The organism is Burkholderia sp. Ac-20344, from assembly GCF_017104975.1.
In the GTDB taxonomy this organism is placed as follows: domain Bacteria; phylum Pseudomonadota; class Gammaproteobacteria; order Burkholderiales; family Burkholderiaceae; genus Burkholderia.
On sequence record NZ_JAAGPP010000058.1, the window covers coordinates 1 to 18,647 of the forward strand.

18 protein-coding genes and 1 pseudogene are annotated in these 18,647 nt (G+C 66.9%); 5 read left to right on the top strand and 14 right to left on the bottom strand.

What is annotated here, in order from left to right; translation table 11 throughout:
• The 8 genes from G3N64_RS18930 to G3N64_RS18965 form a co-directional block, all read right to left on the bottom strand.
• A partial coding sequence (locus G3N64_RS18930; RefSeq protein WP_205785302.1) for a YhaN family protein occupies window positions 1-2,203 on the bottom strand: 2,203 nt, incomplete at its 3' end.
• A 3-nt stretch (window positions 2,204-2,206) separates the two neighbouring features.
• The gene (locus G3N64_RS18935; RefSeq protein WP_205785303.1) at window positions 2,207-3,457 is read right to left on the bottom strand and encodes a DNA repair exonuclease; all 1,251 of its coding nucleotides are present in this window, start codon (window positions 3,455-3,457) and stop codon (window positions 2,207-2,209) included.
• A gap of 64 nt (window positions 3,458-3,521) precedes the next feature.
• Complete coding sequence (locus G3N64_RS18940) at window positions 3,522-4,064, bottom strand: CbrC family protein (protein WP_205785304.1); 543 nt, start codon at window positions 4,062-4,064, stop codon at window positions 3,522-3,524.
• A gap of 78 nt (window positions 4,065-4,142) precedes the next feature.
• A complete protein-coding gene (locus G3N64_RS18945) occupies window positions 4,143-4,751 on the bottom strand; it encodes a hypothetical protein (RefSeq protein WP_205785305.1) in 609 nt (202 codons plus the stop codon).
• Between the two features lie 124 nt (window positions 4,752-4,875).
• The gene (locus tag G3N64_RS18950) at window positions 4,876-5,643 is read right to left on the bottom strand and encodes a hypothetical protein (protein ID WP_205785306.1); all 768 of its coding nucleotides are present in this window, start codon (window positions 5,641-5,643) and stop codon (window positions 4,876-4,878) included.
• A gap of 392 nt (window positions 5,644-6,035) precedes the next feature.
• Complete coding sequence (locus tag G3N64_RS18955) at window positions 6,036-6,578, bottom strand: hypothetical protein (protein WP_205785307.1); 543 nt, start codon at window positions 6,576-6,578, stop codon at window positions 6,036-6,038.
• Window positions 6,579-6,888: 310 nt separating this feature from the next.
• Window positions 6,889-7,233 carry a hypothetical protein gene (locus G3N64_RS18960; RefSeq protein ID WP_241021090.1) on the bottom strand — a complete coding sequence of 115 codons (345 nt, stop codon included), beginning with the start codon at window positions 7,231-7,233 and terminating at the stop codon, window positions 6,889-6,891.
• Window positions 7,234-7,336: 103 nt separating this feature from the next.
• Complete coding sequence (locus G3N64_RS18965) at window positions 7,337-9,322, bottom strand: gamma-glutamyltransferase family protein (protein WP_205785308.1); 1,986 nt, start codon at window positions 9,320-9,322, stop codon at window positions 7,337-7,339.
• A gap of 498 nt (window positions 9,323-9,820) precedes the next feature.
• On the opposite strand from G3N64_RS18965, the gene G3N64_RS18970 reads away from it, so the two are divergent.
• Together G3N64_RS18970 and G3N64_RS18975 are read left to right on the top strand one after the other, a co-directional pair.
• Window positions 9,821-10,333: a DUF2165 domain-containing protein gene (locus G3N64_RS18970; protein WP_205785309.1), complete on the top strand. Its 513-nt coding sequence runs from the start codon at window positions 9,821-9,823 to the stop codon at window positions 10,331-10,333.
• An 81-nt stretch (window positions 10,334-10,414) separates the two neighbouring features.
• Complete coding sequence (locus tag G3N64_RS18975) at window positions 10,415-11,353, top strand: site-specific integrase (RefSeq protein ID WP_205785310.1); 939 nt, start codon at window positions 10,415-10,417, stop codon at window positions 11,351-11,353.
• A 36-nt stretch (window positions 11,354-11,389) separates the two neighbouring features.
• Here G3N64_RS18975 and G3N64_RS18980 read toward each other — a convergent pair whose 3' ends face one another.
• The 5 genes and pseudogenes from G3N64_RS18980 to G3N64_RS18995 all read right to left on the bottom strand — a co-directional run bounded on the left by G3N64_RS18980 (window position 11,390) and on the right by G3N64_RS18995 (window position 14,154).
• Window positions 11,390-11,869, bottom strand: coding sequence for an RES family NAD+ phosphorylase (locus tag G3N64_RS18980; protein WP_205785311.1), 480 nt, complete (start codon window positions 11,867-11,869; stop codon window positions 11,390-11,392).
• Window positions 11,866-12,321, bottom strand: a complete 456-nt coding sequence (locus G3N64_RS18985; protein ID WP_205785312.1) for an antitoxin Xre/MbcA/ParS toxin-binding domain-containing protein — start codon at window positions 12,319-12,321, stop codon at window positions 11,866-11,868. The genes G3N64_RS18980 and G3N64_RS18985 overlap by 4 nt, the downstream gene beginning before the upstream one ends.
• A gap of 322 nt (window positions 12,322-12,643) precedes the next feature.
• Complete coding sequence (locus G3N64_RS18990) at window positions 12,644-12,847, bottom strand: DUF1289 domain-containing protein (RefSeq protein WP_205785313.1); 204 nt, start codon at window positions 12,845-12,847, stop codon at window positions 12,644-12,646.
• A gap of 255 nt (window positions 12,848-13,102) precedes the next feature.
• Window positions 13,103-13,350, bottom strand: a pseudogene (locus G3N64_RS39790) (catalase); the annotation flags it as partial.
• Between the two features lie 162 nt (window positions 13,351-13,512).
• Window positions 13,513-14,154 carry an HD domain-containing protein gene (locus G3N64_RS18995; protein WP_011349307.1) on the bottom strand — a complete coding sequence of 214 codons (642 nt, stop codon included), beginning with the start codon at window positions 14,152-14,154 and terminating at the stop codon, window positions 13,513-13,515.
• Between the two features lie 213 nt (window positions 14,155-14,367).
• On the opposite strand from G3N64_RS18995, the gene G3N64_RS19000 reads away from it, so the two are divergent.
• The 3 genes from G3N64_RS19000 (at window position 14,368) to G3N64_RS19010 (ending at window position 16,992) form a co-directional block, all read left to right on the top strand.
• Window positions 14,368-15,333, top strand: coding sequence for a GlxA family transcriptional regulator (locus G3N64_RS19000; protein ID WP_205785314.1), 966 nt, complete (start codon window positions 14,368-14,370; stop codon window positions 15,331-15,333).
• A 310-nt stretch (window positions 15,334-15,643) separates the two neighbouring features.
• On the top strand, window positions 15,644-15,955 hold the full coding sequence (locus tag G3N64_RS19005) for a DUF4148 domain-containing protein (protein ID WP_241021092.1): 312 nt from the start codon (window positions 15,644-15,646) through the stop codon (window positions 15,953-15,955).
• Between the two features lie 323 nt (window positions 15,956-16,278).
• Window positions 16,279-16,992 carry a dienelactone hydrolase family protein gene (locus tag G3N64_RS19010; RefSeq protein WP_205785315.1) on the top strand — a complete coding sequence of 238 codons (714 nt, stop codon included), beginning with the start codon at window positions 16,279-16,281 and terminating at the stop codon, window positions 16,990-16,992.
• Window positions 16,993-17,124: 132 nt separating this feature from the next.
• Here G3N64_RS19010 and G3N64_RS19015 read toward each other — a convergent pair whose 3' ends face one another.
• The gene (locus tag G3N64_RS19015) at window positions 17,125-18,645 is read right to left on the bottom strand and encodes an efflux transporter outer membrane subunit (protein WP_205785316.1); all 1,521 of its coding nucleotides are present in this window, start codon (window positions 18,643-18,645) and stop codon (window positions 17,125-17,127) included.
• Between the last annotated feature and the right edge of the window lie 2 nt (window positions 18,646-18,647).

Genomic DNA, 18,647 nt, shown 5'->3' on the forward strand with positions numbered 1-18,647 from the left:
TGTGGCCGGCGCGCAACTGCGCCATCGCGCATCCGCGTTCGGCTTCCCGCGCGCGATCCTCTAGGCTGTCCTGCTGCGCCAGCGCTTTCTCGGCCGACTGTACGAAGGTCTCGGCGATCGCGACGAGCGCCGCCAGGCCGTCCGACTCGCCGCCTCGCGACACGGTGCGCAGCGCCGCGCGCAACGCGGTTTCGGCACCGGCCCGTGCGGCGCGAATCGTGTCGAATTCGCGGCGCTGCCGGTCGAGATCGGCCTGCGCGGCGAACACCGCGTCGCGCTTCGCAAGCCAGTCGCCCATCGCCGCCAGCGACATGCCGGGCACCGCGGCCGTCGCCGCGAGCGCGGCCCATGCGTCGCGATGCACGGCGAGCTCACGCTCGCGCTCGTCCAGCGCGGCCTGTCTGCGCGCCACACCGGCACGCGCGGATTCGACCTGCTGACGCAGCGACTGCAACGTCGCCGCCGCCTGCGTTGCGCCGAGCTGCGCATCGACGAGTTCGTCCGCCAGGCGAATCGCGTCGTCGACCGCCGGTGCACCGGTGACGACATCGACCGTGCCGCTGCGGATATCGCCCCACGCGCCGTCGCGCCGCGCACGCGCCGCCAGCACGTCGGCGGTCGTGACGACCTTGTGGTTCTCCGCGAAGTGCTTCTCCTGCAGTTCAAGCCGCTCGAGTTCTTCGAGCGCGCCGTCCCGCGCGTCGCGTGCAGCCGCGGCCGCGCTCGCGCGTTCGCTGTCTTCCTTCAGCAGCGCGCCGAGCCGCGCCGCCGACGGCACGTCGAGCGCCCGCAGCGCGTCGACCGGCATGCGCCACTGGCCGAGCGCATCGAGTGCACCGGACAGCGTGCGTTCGGCGGCGGCGATTTCATGTTCCAGCGCCTGCTCGCGCTGGCCGCTGTTGCGAAAGCCCTGTGCATCGGCCAACGCCGCTCGCAGCGTTTCCGGCACTTCGACGGTCGACAGGCGCGCCTGTTGTTCCTGCACCTGCGCAAGCTCGCGCGTGCGTTCGTCGAGCGATTCGCGCGCGCCGGCCAGCGCCTGGTGCAACGCACCGTGTTCGCGCAGCAGGTTCGCGACGGTCTTCAGCGACAACGCCGTCGGCAGCGACGCGCGCAGCGACGCTTCGTCCGTCGGCCAGTCGAGTTGGGCGGCCGCTGCAAACGCGGCGGACAGGTGCCGCTCGACGTCCGCGCCGAGCAGCAGCAGATCCTGCGCGTGATTCATGCACGCGCCGCGCAGCCGATCGAGCGCTTCGATGTCGGCTTCGAGCGCCAGCGTGTCGGCGTCGGCGTCGATCGCATCGCGCGCCTGCCGTTTCGCGAGCAGGTCGGCACGCCGTTCCTCGAGCACCTTCTGTTCGGCCGCGAGATCGCCCTGCGCCTTCAGCAGATCCGCATACGCGGTAGGCGGCAACTCGACGACCGCACCCAGCTCCGCCAGCGCCGCGTCCTTGACCGTCAGCTCCTTCAGGTACGGCGCCAGCCGTCGCACACGTTCGAGCTTCGAGCGCAGCGCTTCGAGCCGGCGCTGTTCCGCGCGCGCCTGCTCGATCTGCTGTTCGACCGCTTCGCGCGCGTCCTTGCGTTCGACCCAGTCGCGCGTGCGCACCTGCACCGTCTTCAGTTCGGTCACGGCTTCGTTGAACGACGTTTCGGCGAGCGCAAACGCGCTGCCGCTACGGCGCGGCGCCCAGAGCTCGACCGAACGCGCATCGAGCTCCTCACGCACCGGCCCGAGGCTGCCGACCCCGGCAGCCGATTCGAACAGCACCTGGCCGAGCTTGTCGGACGCATCGAGAATGCTCCGGCCGCCGTCGACCAAACGCCCGTGATCGAGTCCGAACATCTGCTCGAAGAATTCGCGCGTGGCGCCGTCGAGGACGGCGGCCAGATAGTCGTCGGGCAGCTTGTCGTCGGCGGGCGTGCGCAGCGGACTGCGCCCGCGCGCGCGGTGGAACGCGAGTTCGCCCGTGCCGCTCTCGAGCACGCCGCCGATCCGCAGTTCGGGCGTGCTGTGCAGGAAATCGAGCGGCGTCTGCAGCTTCATCCCGAACAGCAGTTCCGACACCGCCGTGCGGATCGTCGACTTGCCGGCCTCGTTCGGCCCCACGATCACATGGAAATCCTCGCCGGCCGACGGGAAACGCAGCGTCTCGTCGGTGAACTTGCCGTACTTGATCAGATCGAGCTGATTGATCCGCATCGCTTACTCCCCCCTCGCCAGCCGCGCAAGCAACGCAGGGCCGACCTGCTCGACCAGCGCCGTGAGCTCGCCCGCGCGCGCCATCGTCAACAACGGCACCTCTTCCTTCACGTCGCTGCGCACCTTGCCGACGAACGGCTTCAGGTCGCGTTCGAGCAGTTCGAGGAAATCCGGATCGCGCGCGGCGTCGGCCAGGATCTGCTTCAGGTCCTCCAGCGCTTCGAGTTGCTCGCTTTCGCCCGGCTGATGATCGGCCGCGGACGTCGCGAGCCGGACCTTCTCGAGCCACAGCCGCTCGTTGCCGATGATGCCGATCTGGTTCAGCACCTCCGCGCGCAACTGCGGCGCGCGGCCGAAAAAGAGACCATGCGCGGGCGTACGCCCCGTGACCGTCACGCGCACCGCGCGCGGCACATGGCCGTCGACGGTCAGCAGCGCTTCCAGCGACTGGCCGATCTTTCTCGACAGGTCGGCGACGGTCAAGCAATCGGACGCATCGACCGACACAGCTTCCCAGCGCAGCACGTCGAGATACAGCCGCTCGACCTGCGTGCGGCCTTGCTCGACCGTCACGAGCACCGCGCCGCGGCGGCCCGTCTCGCGGATATGGCGCCCCTGCAGGTTGCCGGGAAACACCACCGTGGACGGCCCAAACCATTGCTGGAATTCGTGCACGTGGCCGAGCGCCCAGTAGTCGTAGCCTTTCGCGTGCAGTTCGGCGAGCGTGCACGGCGCATAGTTCGCGTGCGCCGCATAGCCTTCGAGTGCCGTGTGCAGCACGCCGATGTTGTAGTAACCGGGTACTGGGTCCGGATAACCGATCGCGAGATTGTCGACGACGGCCTTGTCCTTGAAGCTCTGCCCGTGCAGCGCGACGTCGAATTCAGGCAGCTTGTAGGTTTCCGCCTTGCGGTGGCCGAACACGGTGACGTTGTCGGGCAGCGTCAGCTTCTTCGTCATCTCGCTTTCGGCATCGTGGTTGCCGCCGAGGACGAACGCGCGGATGCCGGCCTTGCGCAGGCGTCCCATCTGCTGGCCGAAGAAGATGCCCGTGTTGTGGTCCTTCCAGTCGCCGTCGTACAGGTCGCCGGCGATCACGAGGAACGCGACTTCCTCTTCGATCGCACGATCCACGAGTTGCCGCAGCGCCTCGCGCGACGCGTTGCGCAACTGCGCGGCCGGCGCGTCCGAATACGCGCTCAGGCCGTGCAGCGGGCTGTCAAGGTGTATGTCTGCCGCGTGGATGAACTTCACGAAGATTCCTCTGTTTCATGACGATGGGGCCTGCGATCGCCGCGCGATGCCGCCAGCCAGGCCATCAGTCGCAATCCTGGTAGCCGCCGAGTTCACCGCAATGGATGCAGCGAAACATATACGCTGTCGGCGAGCCGTCCTTGTCGAGTGCGGCGAAGAAACGCTTCCACTCGGCGCCCTCGTCGAGTCCGGTCGATTCCCGAATCGACGCGACGGCCCGCGGGCCGAGCGCGGTCAGTTCGCAGGCGCCCGCACGGCCGATGAACTGCGCGCCATCGCCGCAATGCGTCCACCACCGTTCCTGCTGCCAGCCCTGAAAGCCCGGCGTGCGGCATGCGATTTCGTCGACGACCGCGTCGGGCACTTCGTCCCATTCGCCGCCGCCGATGCCGTACGTATCGGTAAAAGCTGCATCGAGCCGCGCGTGCGCCGAGCCATCGGCGATGCACCACGGGCAGATGCATTGCTCATACTCGTCGACCGCGTACACGGGGCCGGCGTACACGTAACCGCGTGCATCGCCGCAACACACGCAACGCGCGTCCGAACGAACCACGCTGCCCGTTGCCAGCGGGTCGGGATGGTACCTGAAAGCGGGTAACGACATGAGGCTCTCCGTCGGACCGGATGGTGGGACAGCACGCAATGCGCATTCGAACGGCCATCGTACCGCGGCAAGGCCGTGCTACTGCGGAACCTCGGCCTCGACAAACGTGCCGTTCGCGAAACGATAGAAACGATGCGTTGCACCGCCGTGCGCGCGATATTCCCACCGGATGTCGATGCCGGCCGGGCCGTCGCGCCACGCGATCGCCAGGTAGGGCGATTGCGCTCCACCATCGGTTTCGAGCGAAACGGAGTCGAGGCAGCTTTGAACCGGCAGCGAGAAACGCGGCACCGCACGGGCGCCGCGCAGTTGCAGCACGTACAGCGCCCCTTCTTCGCCCGCGCCGCAATACCCGGTCGGACGGGTGTTCGATGAGCGGTTGGCGACGACCAGCAGGTAGTCGTTGCCGTCGATCCGCTTCGATCGGTCCGAAGGGAACGCAACGCTCGATGCATCGGCCAACGCGCGGCGAAACGCGGCCGGCACGCTCAGCGCCGATTTCGTGTGGCGCGCTGCATCGAACTCGACCAACCTCGGGCGCGTCCATTCGATCTCGTGTCCGTTGGCGAGCCGCACCGATTCGGGCGCCGGCGTTTCGGCGAAGGCAACGGCGGCATTCGAGGCCAGCAGCGCCAGCGCCACGAGCTTCAACGCGATCGATTTCGTCGGGCTGATTCGTGTCCGCATGAATCGCGCAGGATTGTCGTGAAGCGCATCGCATACGCCGGCATGCCGCTCCGGCAGCCCCGATTCAGGATCGCGCCGCGTGCATCGTTCGTCGCCACGCACGCGACCGATCCACGACGTGCCGTCACTCGCCGCGCGGTACCGGCGGCGGTGCATAGCCGTTGTCATTGCCGGGGAACGGATTCGCGTTGCGGCGCAGCGCTTCCTCGTTCTCCTTTTGCGCGAACAGCGCGACGCCGATCACGCCCACGTTCGCGGCATCGCCGTACTTCGAGTTCGCGACATAGCTGTCGGGCACAGCCGCGAAGCGGAACGCGGCGACTTCGTCGCGGCTCTTGCGGAAGCCCTCGATCGTCAGCGTGCGGCCCGGATACAGCACGTAGCCGCCGTTCGTATAGCTGCCCGGCCGCCCCGACAGCACGTCGAGCCCGTCGACGCTCGACACGACCTCGAATGTGCGGCGCCCCTGGTTGCGCAGCACGATCATGTAGCGCGAACCTTCGACGCCCGCCATGTGCCAGCGGCCGTCGCTGCGCGCGAGACGCAGCGGCGCGCCCTTTTCGTCCGTGAACGACAGCGCGATGTCGCCGTTGGCGAGCGCGACGCGGGTCGGCAACCGGCGAACCTGGGACGCGGGAGGACGGCCGGGCAACGCATCGTTGTAGTAGACCGACGCGAGATCCGTCGGCTTCGCCGGATCCGCGCGTTCGAAATCGACATGGCGGGTTTCGGATCGCACCGACTCGCCCCACGCAGTGCCGAGCCCGCGGCGTTCGCTGGCGTCCGGTGCGGCGGCGGGCGCGCCAGCGCTGGCGGACGGCGGGGGCGGTGCTGCGCAGGCGGCCAGCCAGAGCGCGCAGGCGAGCGCGAGAAGGCGGAACAGGAGGGTCATGACGTGAGGCCTCGGAATGTTATCGGGCCGCGCCGGGCTGGCCGGAACGGCGTTTTGGTGTCGTCTGTCGTCACGATGTCGATCGGACATGCTGGCCCGTATCGGCCGGCGCCGCAATCGCGGCGGCCCGGCAACCGGGAGCCCCGCTATTTAAGCATGGCGGGCGGGCAATGGGCAGGGGGCAGAGCGTGCGCACGCCGCCCGTTGCGGGCCCGTGCCGGCGGGCATCAGGCAAGGCGCCCGTGCGCGTCGCGTCGCCGGATCGGTGGCGAACGTCGACGCATTCGACGCATCCCTGTATCGAGGATGGGATGAACGGCGCGCCGCGCGCGCCAATAGAAAAAGCCCGGCCCGCAACGAAGCGGGCCGGGCCGTGACGGGAAGTGTGACGCTTACAGCGCGCCGCCTTGTGCCGACGCCGAACCCTTCACGCCGACCGATGCGCCGCCCTGCACCGAGTTCGTCGCGCCTTCGAGCGCCTCACCGGCCTTAGCCTTCGCGCCTGCGGCGACGTCGCCTGCCGTCGACACCGCGCCTTGCGCGTGGCTCTTCGCCGTGCCTGCGACGTGCTTCACGTGCGCTTTCGTCGAGTGGACGGCCGATGCGGCGGCATCCTTCGCCGTGCCCGCTGCCGAACCGACCGCCTGCGTCGCACCGCCGACCGCGTTGCCGGCTGCCGAGCCGACGCCGCCGACCGTCTTGCCGACGCCGTTCAGCGCGCCGCCCACGACATTGCCCGCGCCCGAACCCGAGCCTGCCGCATTCGCGCCGGCGCCAGCCTGCACGCCCACGCCGCCGCCGAGCAGCGGCGTCTGGACCTGCGCGCCGACACCTGCGGAACCCTGGGCACCGGTCTGGGCCGTCTGTGCAAACGCAGCCGAAGTCGCCATCGCCGTCAGTGCAGCACCCACCAGAATCGTACGAATCGTGTTCATGGTCATTCTCCCCAAAGACGTTGTTGCTGCGGGCCGCCTTCGTGCGGCTTGTCGCATGCCTCGCCGCGACGTGCGGCAGGTGGAGCTAATGTAGCGGCGCGGACGCGCAAAACGATTGATTTGCGGGGACTGTTACTTCCGTTGCAAATGCTGACGATTGACTCACAGTGTTTGACAATCGGGGACTCGCGGCGGAATCGGGACGGTATGTGCCGACGGACGGGATGAGCGTGGTGGCGTGCCGCGCGGAGCATTCCGCGACGGTGACGCGGCCGATCGCCACGGATCGGGAACCAGGCCGGCAAAACGGCTAGCAGGGAAACCGGCCGCTTCCATAAGCATTCCAAAGGATGCGTGTGGGCCAGCCATCAGCGCAGCCCGACAACCGGCTTCTCGCGATCAGCTCGATGTCGTCGGACACGCACGCTGCAACAGCGGCGTTCCCCGATGCACCGAACGCGAGCTTGAACGCCTTTTCCCTCAGCGCGTCCACGGCCGGCCGGTCGGCCGCTGCACCCGGATCGCCGTCGATTTCGTCGAACGATGCCATCCACTGTGCATCGAACGGCTCGGCATCGCGACTGTCGAGCGCGCGGTCGCAATCGAGGTCTCCGAGGAAATCGAAAAAGCCCGGTACCGACAGGATGGCGTCCATTTCAAGCAGATGCGCGTTCGTCATGGCGACGCCTTCGCGATGCGCGGCCCCGACCGCCCGTGGGTGAATACGGGGAGTTCGGGGCCGCGTGCGTTCCGCCCGGTTACGGCCGGAACGTATCGCCGAGCACGACGCCTTCACGCCGCGGATCGGTACCGCCCTGCAACGCGGGCGACTGGCCGACCGTCACGCGCATCACCGTGTTGACGCCGCTCGCCTGCGCGGACGTCGACACCTTGTGCCCGAGCGCGAGCAGCCCCGTGATCAGCGGATCGTTCGCCCCGTTGTTCGCCGTGTTGACGTTCGGATGCTCGCCGCCGATCGTGGTCGTCGGGCTGTTGCTCGCACCGAAGTCGACGAGCCCCGCGGACTGCTGCGCATCGAGGCCCCAGTCGAGCGCGCCGACGAGCGTCTTGACCACGTATTGCGGAATCGTGCCGCCGCCCGGCGAACCGGTCGCCATCACGAAATCGCCGCGCGAACCGTCCGCGGCCTGCCCGAACACGATCGTCGGCGCCATCGAGCTACGCGGCCGCTTGCCCGGTTGCAGACGGTTGGCCACCGGATTGCCCGCGCTATCGACCGGGTTCGCGGAAAAATCGGTCAACTGGTTGTTCAGCAGGAAGCCGTTGGTCATGTGGAACGAGCCCATGCTCGATTCGACCGTGGTCGTCGCGCTCAGCACGTTGCCGTCGCCGTCGACGATCGTGAACTGGTTCGTGCCGTGCTCGATCAGCGTCGTGTCGACGCCAAGCGGCACCGCGCCGAGATTGCCGGGCTGTGCGGTGCCCATGCTCTTGGTCGTGTCGATCAGCGCCGCGCGCGATTTCAGGTACGGCTTGTTCAGCAGCGTGTTCCACGTGCCGCCCGGCAGCGGCACGAAATCCGTATCGGCCACGTACTTGTCGCGGTCGGCATACGCAAGGCGTTCGGCCTCGGTGACGAGGTGCACGCCCGCGACGGTCGGCTTGCCGCCTTCGAGATCGATCGCCGTCGGCTTCAGCGACTTCAGGTCGTAATTCTCGAGAATGCCGAGCGCCGACGCGACCGCGATGCCGCCCGACGACGGCGGCGGCATTCCGCACACCCAGTAGCTGCGATAGGTCGTGCACACGGGATCGCGGCGCTTCGCCTGGTACGCGGCCAGATCCGCGACGGTCGTCTTGCCCGGCGTGAGCGTCGAGCCGTCCGCGCCCTTCGTCGTCGCGATCTTCGCAACGATGTCCTGCGCGATCTGCCCGGTGTACAGCGCGTTCGCGCCCGACTGCGCCATCAGCGTCAACGTGTGTGCATACGCGGGATTCTTCAGGACGGTGCCGAGCGTCTTCGGCGAACCGTCGGCGTTCAGGAAATACGCGGCGGCCTCGGGGTCGCGTTTCAGGTTCGCGGCGTTCGCCGCGATCGCGTCGGCGAGCCGGCCACCGATCGGAAAGCCGTTGGTCGCGAGCGTGATCGCATCGCCGAACAGGTTCTGCCACGGCAGCCGGCCGTGATCCTGCTGCAGCGCCTCGATGAGCCTCGGCACGCCGATCGTGCCGATCGAGCGGCCGCTCGCGCGTGCGTTCGGCAACGGCACGGAGTGGTCGGTCGCGTCGTCGACGTAGCGCAGGTAGTTCTCCGTCGCGGCGGCCGGCGCGGTTTCCCGGCCGTCGTACGCCTGCAGCGTCTTGCCGCGCGCGTCGTAGTAGAGCAGCACGCCGCCCGACCCGAGCCCCGTCGCTTCGGGCACGGTCAGGCCGAGCACGGCCTGCACGGCAACCGCCGCGTCGGCGGCCGTGCCGCCTTTCTTCAGCACCGCGCAACCGGCCGCGCTCGCGTACGCGTTCGACGTGGCCACCAGATAGGTCTTCGCATAGACCGGCTTCATCCCGGTGCGATAGCCCGACGACGCTTCCGGCAGCGACGGGTCGCCCGGCTGGTTCGAGCCCACCACGACCGTCGCGCCGCTGTTGTCGACCGCGAGGCAGCTCGCGTCGGTAGAAGGTGCCGGCGTGCGGCCTGCTTCGTTCTCGACGTCGCCGCCGCATGCCGTCAACAGGGCCGCCGCGAGCAACGCGGACGCATACGGAAAAATCGCTGTTCTGTTCATTGTCAGCCGATGTTCTTGTGGGTCGTTGCGATGGACATCACGCTGCCTGCGCCCCCTCGGTGCGCCGGCAACGCGTTCGATAGTCCCATGAACACAATTTTTTTCGCAATAAGGGAATGACGTATTGCGACCGGACGTTGCGTGCGGGTTCGCGTGTTGCACTGCATCGCAGTGCGATGCGCTTGCGTGACCGATGTCGTTAAGTCGCGACGTCCTTATTTTGCTGCCCGACGGCGCTTGCTTGACGACACCCGCGGTTCGACCGACAATCGCCGCTCCCTCCTGGCGCGGGCACTCGATCCAGCCGGCGCGTGCGTCTCCTCGACGCCGCCCCGGCTTCAGGTTTTCCAGTCCCGATCTCCGCGCCGCCGTGCCACGCACGCAAACCGCCGGCCCCGCCGGATACACTCGCGCAGGTATCGCCCCGAACGCCGGCTGATCGCCGCGCGGTCGCGCTTTTGTCGCGCTTTCTCCTGCTCATTCATTTCGGAGTCCACGATGATTGTTCGTCTTTCCAAGGCAGCCATGGTGCTTGCCATGGCCTTTTTCGCATCGCTCGTCGCGTTCGGGAACATCACCGACTACGCGACGAATTTCGCATTCGTGCATCACGTGTTCCTGATGGACACGACGTTCCCCGGCAACGGGATCATGTATCGCGCGATCGGCACGACGTGGGTTCATCACGCCGGCTATATCGGCATCATCTCGATGGAAACGCTGACGGCCGTGCTGTGCTGGATCGGCGGAATCCGTCTGCTGCGCGCGCGGCGCGACGGCGATACTGCGTTCCGCGCGGCCAAGACGTATGCGATCGCCGGCCTGACGCTCGGCTTCCTCACGTGGCAGGTCGCCTTCATGTCGGTCGGCGGCGAGTGGTTCGGCATGTGGATGTCGAAGCAATGGAACGGCGTGCCGGACGCGTTCCGCTTCTTCATCACGCTGCTGCTCGTGCTCGTCTACCTGACGATGAACAACGACAGTATCGACGACACGCGTGTCGCGCACTGACGCACAGCCTGCATCGGGCCGGGCGGCCGGAAAGGCATCGGGACGATTGCCGGCGTGACCGCGTCCGGCTATAACTCGTGCATGGACACGAATCGCTGGATTCACGACCCCGTCGGCGCCTTCCGCGCGTGGCAGGAAACCGCCGCGACCGGCGCGGACCGCCGGCCGTTCGCACCGCGATCGGTCGTGCAGCACGTCGCGATGTTCGAACGGTTCCTGCGCCATCTGATCGCACAACGCGTGTCGCTGGCCACGTTCGGGCCCGACCACGTCGCGGCCTTCCTGGCGGAACTCGAGCGCACCTGCGCGCCCGGCACGTCGACCCGCGTGCGCTACGCGAAGCTGATCGACCGGCTGGGCCGGCATCTGGTCGAAGCCGGCGTGCGCACGATCCATCCGGCCGGCCGGACGACGCGCGATCTCGCCTGGCCGGACGGCGAGCCCGAGCCGTGCTACCTGTCGCCCGATGCCGACGCGGCGCTGCAGCGCCATGTGCAGCCGCGACCGGGCGACATGCCGGCCGACTGCCGGAATCGCGCGATCGTCGCGTTGCTGCTTGCGAGCGGCATCACGTCGGCCGAGATACGCGCGGCGACGCACGACGCGCCCGATCTCGACGCGCGGCCGCCTGCGCTATCCGTGCCGCGCGATCGCGCACGGCCGGCACGCCGGATCGCGCTCGCCGAATTCGCGCTGGCGCCGCTCGGTACCTGGCGCGCGCGCTCGGCAGGCGCGCCGGCATCCGCGTTGCTGTTTCCCGCGCCGCGCGGCGGTGGTGCGATGAACGATATGTTCCTGCTGCTCGTGGTGCGCGACGCGCTGACCGCGATCGGCTTCCACGCGGCGGACATGAGCCCGCGCGTGCTGCGGAATACGTATGCGCGCCGCCAGTTGCTCGCCGGCCACGCGCATGCCGACGTCAGTGCGATGCTCGGTCTCGTCAGTACGCGAACTGTTACGCGCATCCGGCAGACGCTGTCGCCCGACGCGGCCGCGGATCGCGCCGCACGCGAGCGCTGATCCCGCGCTCGGCACGGACCGCCGCGTGCCGTCCGGTTATTTGTCTGGCTTCGACTCGATCAGCCGCAGAATCCGGGTGTCGTACGGGGATTGCATGACTTCCGCGATATGGGCCGCGGAAGCGGCGGGATGCAGCGGATTCAGCAGGAAGTTGTGCGCGTGCGGCACGACGACGCTCGGCACGCGCAGCAGCGCGCTCGGCTGCGTGTGCAGCCACTCGGTGCCGGCGCTGCGGGTCCAGTCGACGTTGGTTCGCCAGTCATCCGGCGCGTCGCCCTCCGCGATTTCGGCGATATCGACCGAATCGGCCACCTCGATGCGAAGCAACTGGTATCCGCTCGGCAATTGCGCGACCGTGGCGATTTCGAAATGAACGAGCGTCTCGAGCAGCGCGAGCGCCGGATGCTCGGCGAGATACACGACGGGCTGCCCGGCAAAATGCCAGCGCCCGCCGGCGCGCAACCCGCCGATGCCTTTCAGGTCGGCGAAATTGCTGATCCGCCACAGCGTCGTCAAGCGAAGTACCCCTCGTCGATCTGCGTGAGGACTTCCTCGACGAGCCGCGCGCCATGCTCGGTGCTCGCCATGTCGAGCGACGTGCGGCCGCCGAAGCGCTGGAGCCCGTTGCGCAGCCATGCCATCGCCTTGTCCTGGTCGCCGAACGTGGCCGTCGCCTGCGCGACGATGCGCGCGAGACGGATCGCCTTGTCGGATTCCTCCGGCGACAGGCGTTCGTGCGCCTGGCGACGATGGCTCAGCGTGCGGCGCGGAATGATGAAGGCCAGCTCGTCCGATTTCAGCCCGCGCTCGGACAGCCGGTCGATCACCGAGACGTCGACGCGTGCGCTCGCCAGCTCGGCAAGATCGGCCCCCGATCGGACGGGGATCGCCAGCAGCTGCTCGAGAATCGTGAATTCGGCCTGACGCGGATGCGCGACGCCCGAAGGATGAAAAGCAATCGTGCTCATGACCTCTCCCGGCAATTTGCCCAACTATTATAGGCGTTTTGCCGGGAACGTGCGGGAGGCGGATGGCAGGCGTGACTCGCCCGTCTGGACGCATGTTGCTGTGGTCGCGAATCTTCGATTCGCCTGGGTGAGTGGGTGCAATCTTTCAGTATATAAAGTACGGAAGAATATCGTACGGTTGTCACGTAACAACTTTTTATACTGGTTTCATTCGCTCCCATTCCGCCGCCCCATCCTTCCGGACAAGGCCGAGCGGCTCGATCAGGACAAGGATAGGTTCGTCAGCGCGGCCTCCGTCACCCCGAACACCGCTCCCGGCGATTCACCTTCCGTCACGACGGAAACGCATCGCCGTGCCCTCACGCCGGCTGCGTTCCCATATCGCACGTTTCTCGTCGTCGTTCATGAACACCCAGTGCGAGACCTCGCCGGCCGTTCGTCCGCCCCCCTTGCAGACATCGTCGAACAACGTCAAGCACACGCCGACACCGGGGCTGTCGGGTACGTCGTGAAGCGTGGATGCCATTGGAACACTCGTATCGGTTGAAACTCTGGCGGCGCAGCGAATCACGCCCCCATAAATGGGTACCTTTTTCCGTCGATGCGACTGATGCCGCACCGGCAGCCCGCTTCGCTTGCTTGCTTCGATGACTGCGCCAGCCGCGCCCGTGACGCGGCGATTCCCACGCCATCAGCCGGCCCGGACTTCGCACAGTTATCGATTTGCCGCTGAAGGATGTCTTGCGACATCCCGGCGATCTGACACGCGCAGTTGTCCAACAGCGCCTGCCGCACCACGTCCGCCGGTGACTGTCGAAAAGCGTACGGACAAGGGCGTCTGCTTGCCGATTGTCGATTGTCGAATGCCGAGAAGATTTCCGCCCTCGTGTATCAGCCGAAGTCGTGCGTCACGGCAAACGCGCCGTACGCGCCGGCACCCTTCGCATGCACGTGCCGCACCCGGGATCACTGTGCGATCAGCCAGACGTCCTGCAACTGCGCTGGGGCGCCCGGGCCGGCCGTCTGGATGTTGGCCTTGTCGCCGACCGTCGCGCCGTTCGCGTGGGCCCGCGGGCGCGCGTTCGATCGTGCAATTTTCCATACATGATCGCACTCCTGATCAATTTATGATCCACGCTTAACGTTGCGCGCACGATCCCCGCTCAATACCTGGAATCGTGCCCCCTACCATCAGCCGGCCCACGCGGACGACCTGATCACGCTGCAGAAATTGCCGGCGTGAAAATGCGGATCCTTGTCTGCAAGCACGTCGGCCTTCACGTTGCCGAACGTCGTGTCGGGCTTGTGCTTGATCCCGTCGTAGAACGCCTGGATGATGTCTTCCTTGAAGTGCGGCGTACGCGGATGCGCACGAACGACGGCCTCACGCTCGACGTCGCTGTATTCCGGATACGTCAGGCCCAGCACGTCCATCTCGACGCCTGCGGTAACGAGCGCGATGACCGGATGCATGTGCTGCGGAATGCCCGGCGTCGTATGCAGTGCGATCGAAGTCCAGACGACATCGATATCCTGCTGCGAGATGCCCTTGCCCTTCAGGAAATCGCGGGCGGCGTTGGCACCGTCCACCTCGAAGCGCTCGCACGCGCTGCTGTGTTTGTGCGTGAGCCCCATGTCATGGAACATGCAGCCGCAGTAGAGCAGCTCGGGATCGTATTTGAGCCCGCGCCGCTGGCCCGCGAGCGCCGCGAAATAGAAGACGCGGCTGGAATGATGGAACAGCAAAGGAGACGCGGTATCGCGAACGAGCTCGGTGATCTCGCGCGTCAGTTGGCTATCAGGAATGGTGATGCCTGCAACGTTCTCAGTCATGATCGACCTCCATTGAAAACACCCCTGATTCTCCGGAGTCCGATAGCTGGCTTCAATAGTCGTGTTACGTCAAATCCTGCCATTTTGCGCGGCGGACGGACACGGTGCCGCGCGGCAAAAGGAACGCCTGAAACAGGGGCCGCCGCCCGCCCCATGCACCGCTGGCGCCTCTATACTGCGATCCGTCACGTTCCACACAACACGCAATCGATCATGCCCAAGGTCGTGGGAATTTTCGCCGTTCCTGGCGTTCAACTGCTCGATGTATCCGCACCGCTCGACGTCTTCGCGCAAGCGAACGCCGAATGCGGGAAGCCGTTCTATACGTTGCGGATCATTGCAAGCGAGTCCGGCCCGATCCGCAGTTCGTCCGGTGCGCAGCTGCTGCCCGACTGGATCGTTCCCGACATTCCTGAGCGCATCGACACGCTGCTGGTCGCCGGCGCGCCGAGCGCCGGCCGGATCGCACTGCGCACCGACGTGCTCGCGTGGCTGCGCGCGGCGGCCGTGCAGAGCAAGCGCTACGGCTCGATCTGCACCGGCGCGTTCATCCTCGCGGCCACCGGCCTGCTGAAAGGGCGTCACCTGACCACGCACTGGGCTGCGGCCGACGCGCTTGCCGAAGCCTATCCGTCGCTCGCCGTCGACGCGGACGCGCTGTACGTGCGCGACGGCAAACTGCGCACCGGCGCCGGCGTCACGGCCGGGCTCGATCTCGCGCTCGCGCTGGTCGAGGAAGATCTCGGCCGCGAGATCGCGCGGCGCGTCGCCGCGCAACTGGTCATGTTCTTCAAACGCCCGGGCGGGCAACTCCAGTTCAGCCGCAAGGGCGAGGCACGCCCCGCCGGGCGTTCGGTACTGCAGGAGGTCCAGCGCTGGATCGCGGCGAATCCGGAACTCGAGCATTCGGTGGCGGAGATGGCGAAGCATGCAGGCATGAGCCCGCGCCACTTCGCACGGCTGTTCCGCGCGGAAGTCGGCATGACGCCCGCCGCATGGGTCGAGGCGGCCCGCATTTCGGCCGCCCGCCACTTGCTCGAGAACGGCCACGACACGCCGAAGCAGGTCGCCGCAAAATGCGGCTTCGCGAATGTCGATACGCTCAGGCGGTCGTTCACCCGGCACGTCGGAATCACGCCGGCCGAATACAGGAAGCGGCAGGCGGTCCTGACCGAGTGACGCGGCAGTTTGCGCGCGATACGTGTCAACCTCCCTGTTCAAATACTTCGGAATACGATCTAACTGATCGTTGTTCGAACATGGGCCGATCGACGACATCGCCCGACTGGAAGCCTCGTTCGAGGTCTCTATCAAGCCGGGACAGCCATGCAATCATCAGACAAAAACACCCGCCCGCGCAGATCGTTTACCCAGTTGCAATAATTATTCGCTGGAACGCGTATTTCCGACCGGTAACGTGATCGCTACGATGCAATCAACCGCTGAACGCAACAAGCGAAGCGCGAAATCAATGAAACCGGAGGTCATCATGAAGTCGTTCATCTACGCTGTCGCCGCCGCAACCGCCCTGTCCGCCTCGTACGGTGCATTCGCACAATCGAACCCGTCGGGTCAGCTGACGCGTGCCGAGGTGCGCGCGGAACTCGTCCAGCTCGAACAGGCCGGCTACAAGCCCGAAGTCTCCGATCCGTACTACCCGCGCGCGCTGCAGACCGCACAGGCCCGCGTGACGAACGCCGATGAAACCGGCTATGGCGCGCAAGCCGCCGCCGGCGTACGCGCCGGTCGCGCGATCGCGGTCAAGCAGGAAGGCCGCGACTCCGTGTATTTCGGCCAGTAAGCCGGACACGCGCCTGCGTATTCCGATACGCGACCGGTAAACGAAACACCCCGCCCCGATGAACGGGAGCGGGGTGTTTCGTTTACCGGTCGTCCGCTCCCGGAACGGATCGCGCGCGTCGCTCGATGCGATCTTGCGGACCACATGCCGCACAGCGCCGTTCACGCCGGCCGCCGGTGTTTGCGCATAGAATGGCCGCGTGGTCGGCGCCGGCCGAAACGAACGCGAGCGGAACCACGACGCCCGGCTTGCCCGATCGTCGCCGCGCCCGTAGGCCGGCCCCGATGCCGCACTCATCGCATTTTTCGAAAAGGAGCGGTTTCATGTCTCAAACATCCGGTTCCATGATCACGTTTCGACGCCCGGACGGCCAGGAACTGCAAGGCTATCTCGCCACGCCGGCCAAGACCGAAGGCGCGCCCGCGGTCGTCGTCATCCAGGAGTGGTGGGGGCTGAACGACCAGATCCGCGGCGTCGCGGATCGCCTCGCGCGCTGCGGCTACTTCGCGCTCGTGCCCGACCTGTATCGCGGCAAGTCGACGGTCGAGGAAGAGGAAGCGCACCACCTGATGACCGGGCTCGATTTCGGCGACGCGGCCTCACAGGACATTCCGGGCGCCGTGACGTACCTGAAGACGCTCGCCTCGCGCGTCGGTGTGACGGGTTACTGCATGGGCGGCGCACTCACGCTGCTGTCGCTGCAGTTCGCCGATGCGGACGCGGGCGTCACGTGGTACGGGCTGCCGCCGCTCGACTACATCGATCCGGCGAAACTCAAGGTGCCGCTGATGGGCCACTGGGGCACGCAGGACGCTTTCTTTACGATCGACCAGGTCGATGCGCTCGAGAAGAAGCTGACCGATGCGAAGGTCGCTCTCGAATTTCATCGCTATCTCGCACATCATGCGTTCGCGAACGAAACGGCCGTCGGCCCCGGCCGCATCGCCGGCACGCAGTTCGATCCGGTGTGGTCGCAAATCGCATGGGATCGCACGCTGACGTTCTTCGGCCGTACGCTTTGGGAAAAGCAGGGGTAACGTAACGCCGCTTCCAACGCGGGCGGCTGCGTAAAAAGAAACGCCACGGACTTTCGTTCGTGGCGTTTTCGTTTTCGCGTAGAGCAGGCTCTGCGAACAGGGGCAATAGCTTGACCCTGCCCTTTGTCGTGCTTACCCGTTCGTCGCGGTTGCCGACGCAGGCACCGAAGCGGCCGCCTTGTCGTAGTCGGCCGGCGTATCCGGCGCGCGCGGCGTTTCGCCTGCGCGCTGGATCCAGCCGCCACCCAGTGCGCGGTACAGGTCGACCAGGTTCGTCCAGCGTGCCAGACGCGCACTGATCAGCGTCTGCTGCGCCGAGTACAGATCCGTCTGCGCGGTCAGCACCGACAGGTAGCTGTCGACACCGTTCTTGTAACGCAGATCCGACAGGTCGAAACGACGCTGCTGCGCGTGCTCGTTGCGCTCCAGTGCCGCGATCTGCTGGTCGTACGTGCCGCGCGCGGCGAGGCCGTCCGATACTTCGCGGAACGCCGACTGGATCGCCTTCTCGTAGTTCGCGATCTCGATGCGCTTCTGCACGTGCGCAAGGTTCAGGTTCGCGATGTTCTGCCCGCCTTCGAAGATCGGCATCGTGATCTGCGGCGCAAACGACCATGCGGCCGTACCGGCCTTGAACAGGCCGCCGAGCGTCGGGCTCCCGGTGCCGAACGCACCCGTCAGCGAGATCTTCGGGAAGAACGCCGCGCGGGCCGCACCGATGTTCGCGTTCGCGGCCAACAGCGTCTGCTCGGCCTGCATCACGTCCGGACGACGCGTCAGCAGATCCGACGGCAGGCCTGCCGGCACATCCGTCAGCAGGTTCTGCGCGTCGAGCGGCATGCCGGCCGGCAGATCGTCCGGCAGCGGCTCGCCGATCAGCAGCACCAGTGCGTTCAGCGCCTGCGCGCGGGCGCGTGCCTGAGCCTGCTGGTTTGCAAGCGCCGTCTCGACCACCGTCTGCGCCTGACGCAGTTCGAGCTCGGAGCCCGTGCCGTTGTCGAACTGCAGCTTCGTCAGGTTGTACGAGTCCTGCGCCGTCTTCAGCGTGTTCTCGGTGACCTTCAGCAGGTCGTCGGTCGACAGCAGCGTCAGGTACTGGTCAGCCACCTGCGACACCAGCGAGATCTCCGACGCCTGCCGTGCATACGACGTCGACAGGTACTGCGCGAGCGCCTGGTCCTTCAGGCTCTGCACGCGGCCGAACAGGTCGAGTTCCCACGACGCCGAAAGGCCGACGTTGTAGGCACGCGAGATGTACGGCGCGCCCGTCGTCGACAGGCCCTGCGGCACACGCTGGATGTTGCCGGTGCCCGTGCCGTCGAGCGTCGGGAACAACCCCGCGCGCGTGATCTGGTACTGCGCGCGCGCCGCCTCGATGTTCAGCACCGACACGCGCAGGTCGCGGTTGTTGTTCAGCGCGATCTCGATCAGCCGCTGCAGGCGCGGATCGACGAAGAACTCGCGCCAGCCGATGGCGGTCGCAGCTTGCCCGTTCGCGCTGCGCGCGCCGGCCGCACCCGGCTGCGTCGCGTAGACGCCGCCGGCCGGGTACGCCTGCGCGACGGGCGCATCGGGCCGCTTGTAATGCGGCGCCATCGTGCAGCCCGTGGCAAAGAGCGCGACCGCGATTGCAGTCAAAGCGTGTTTTTGCATCG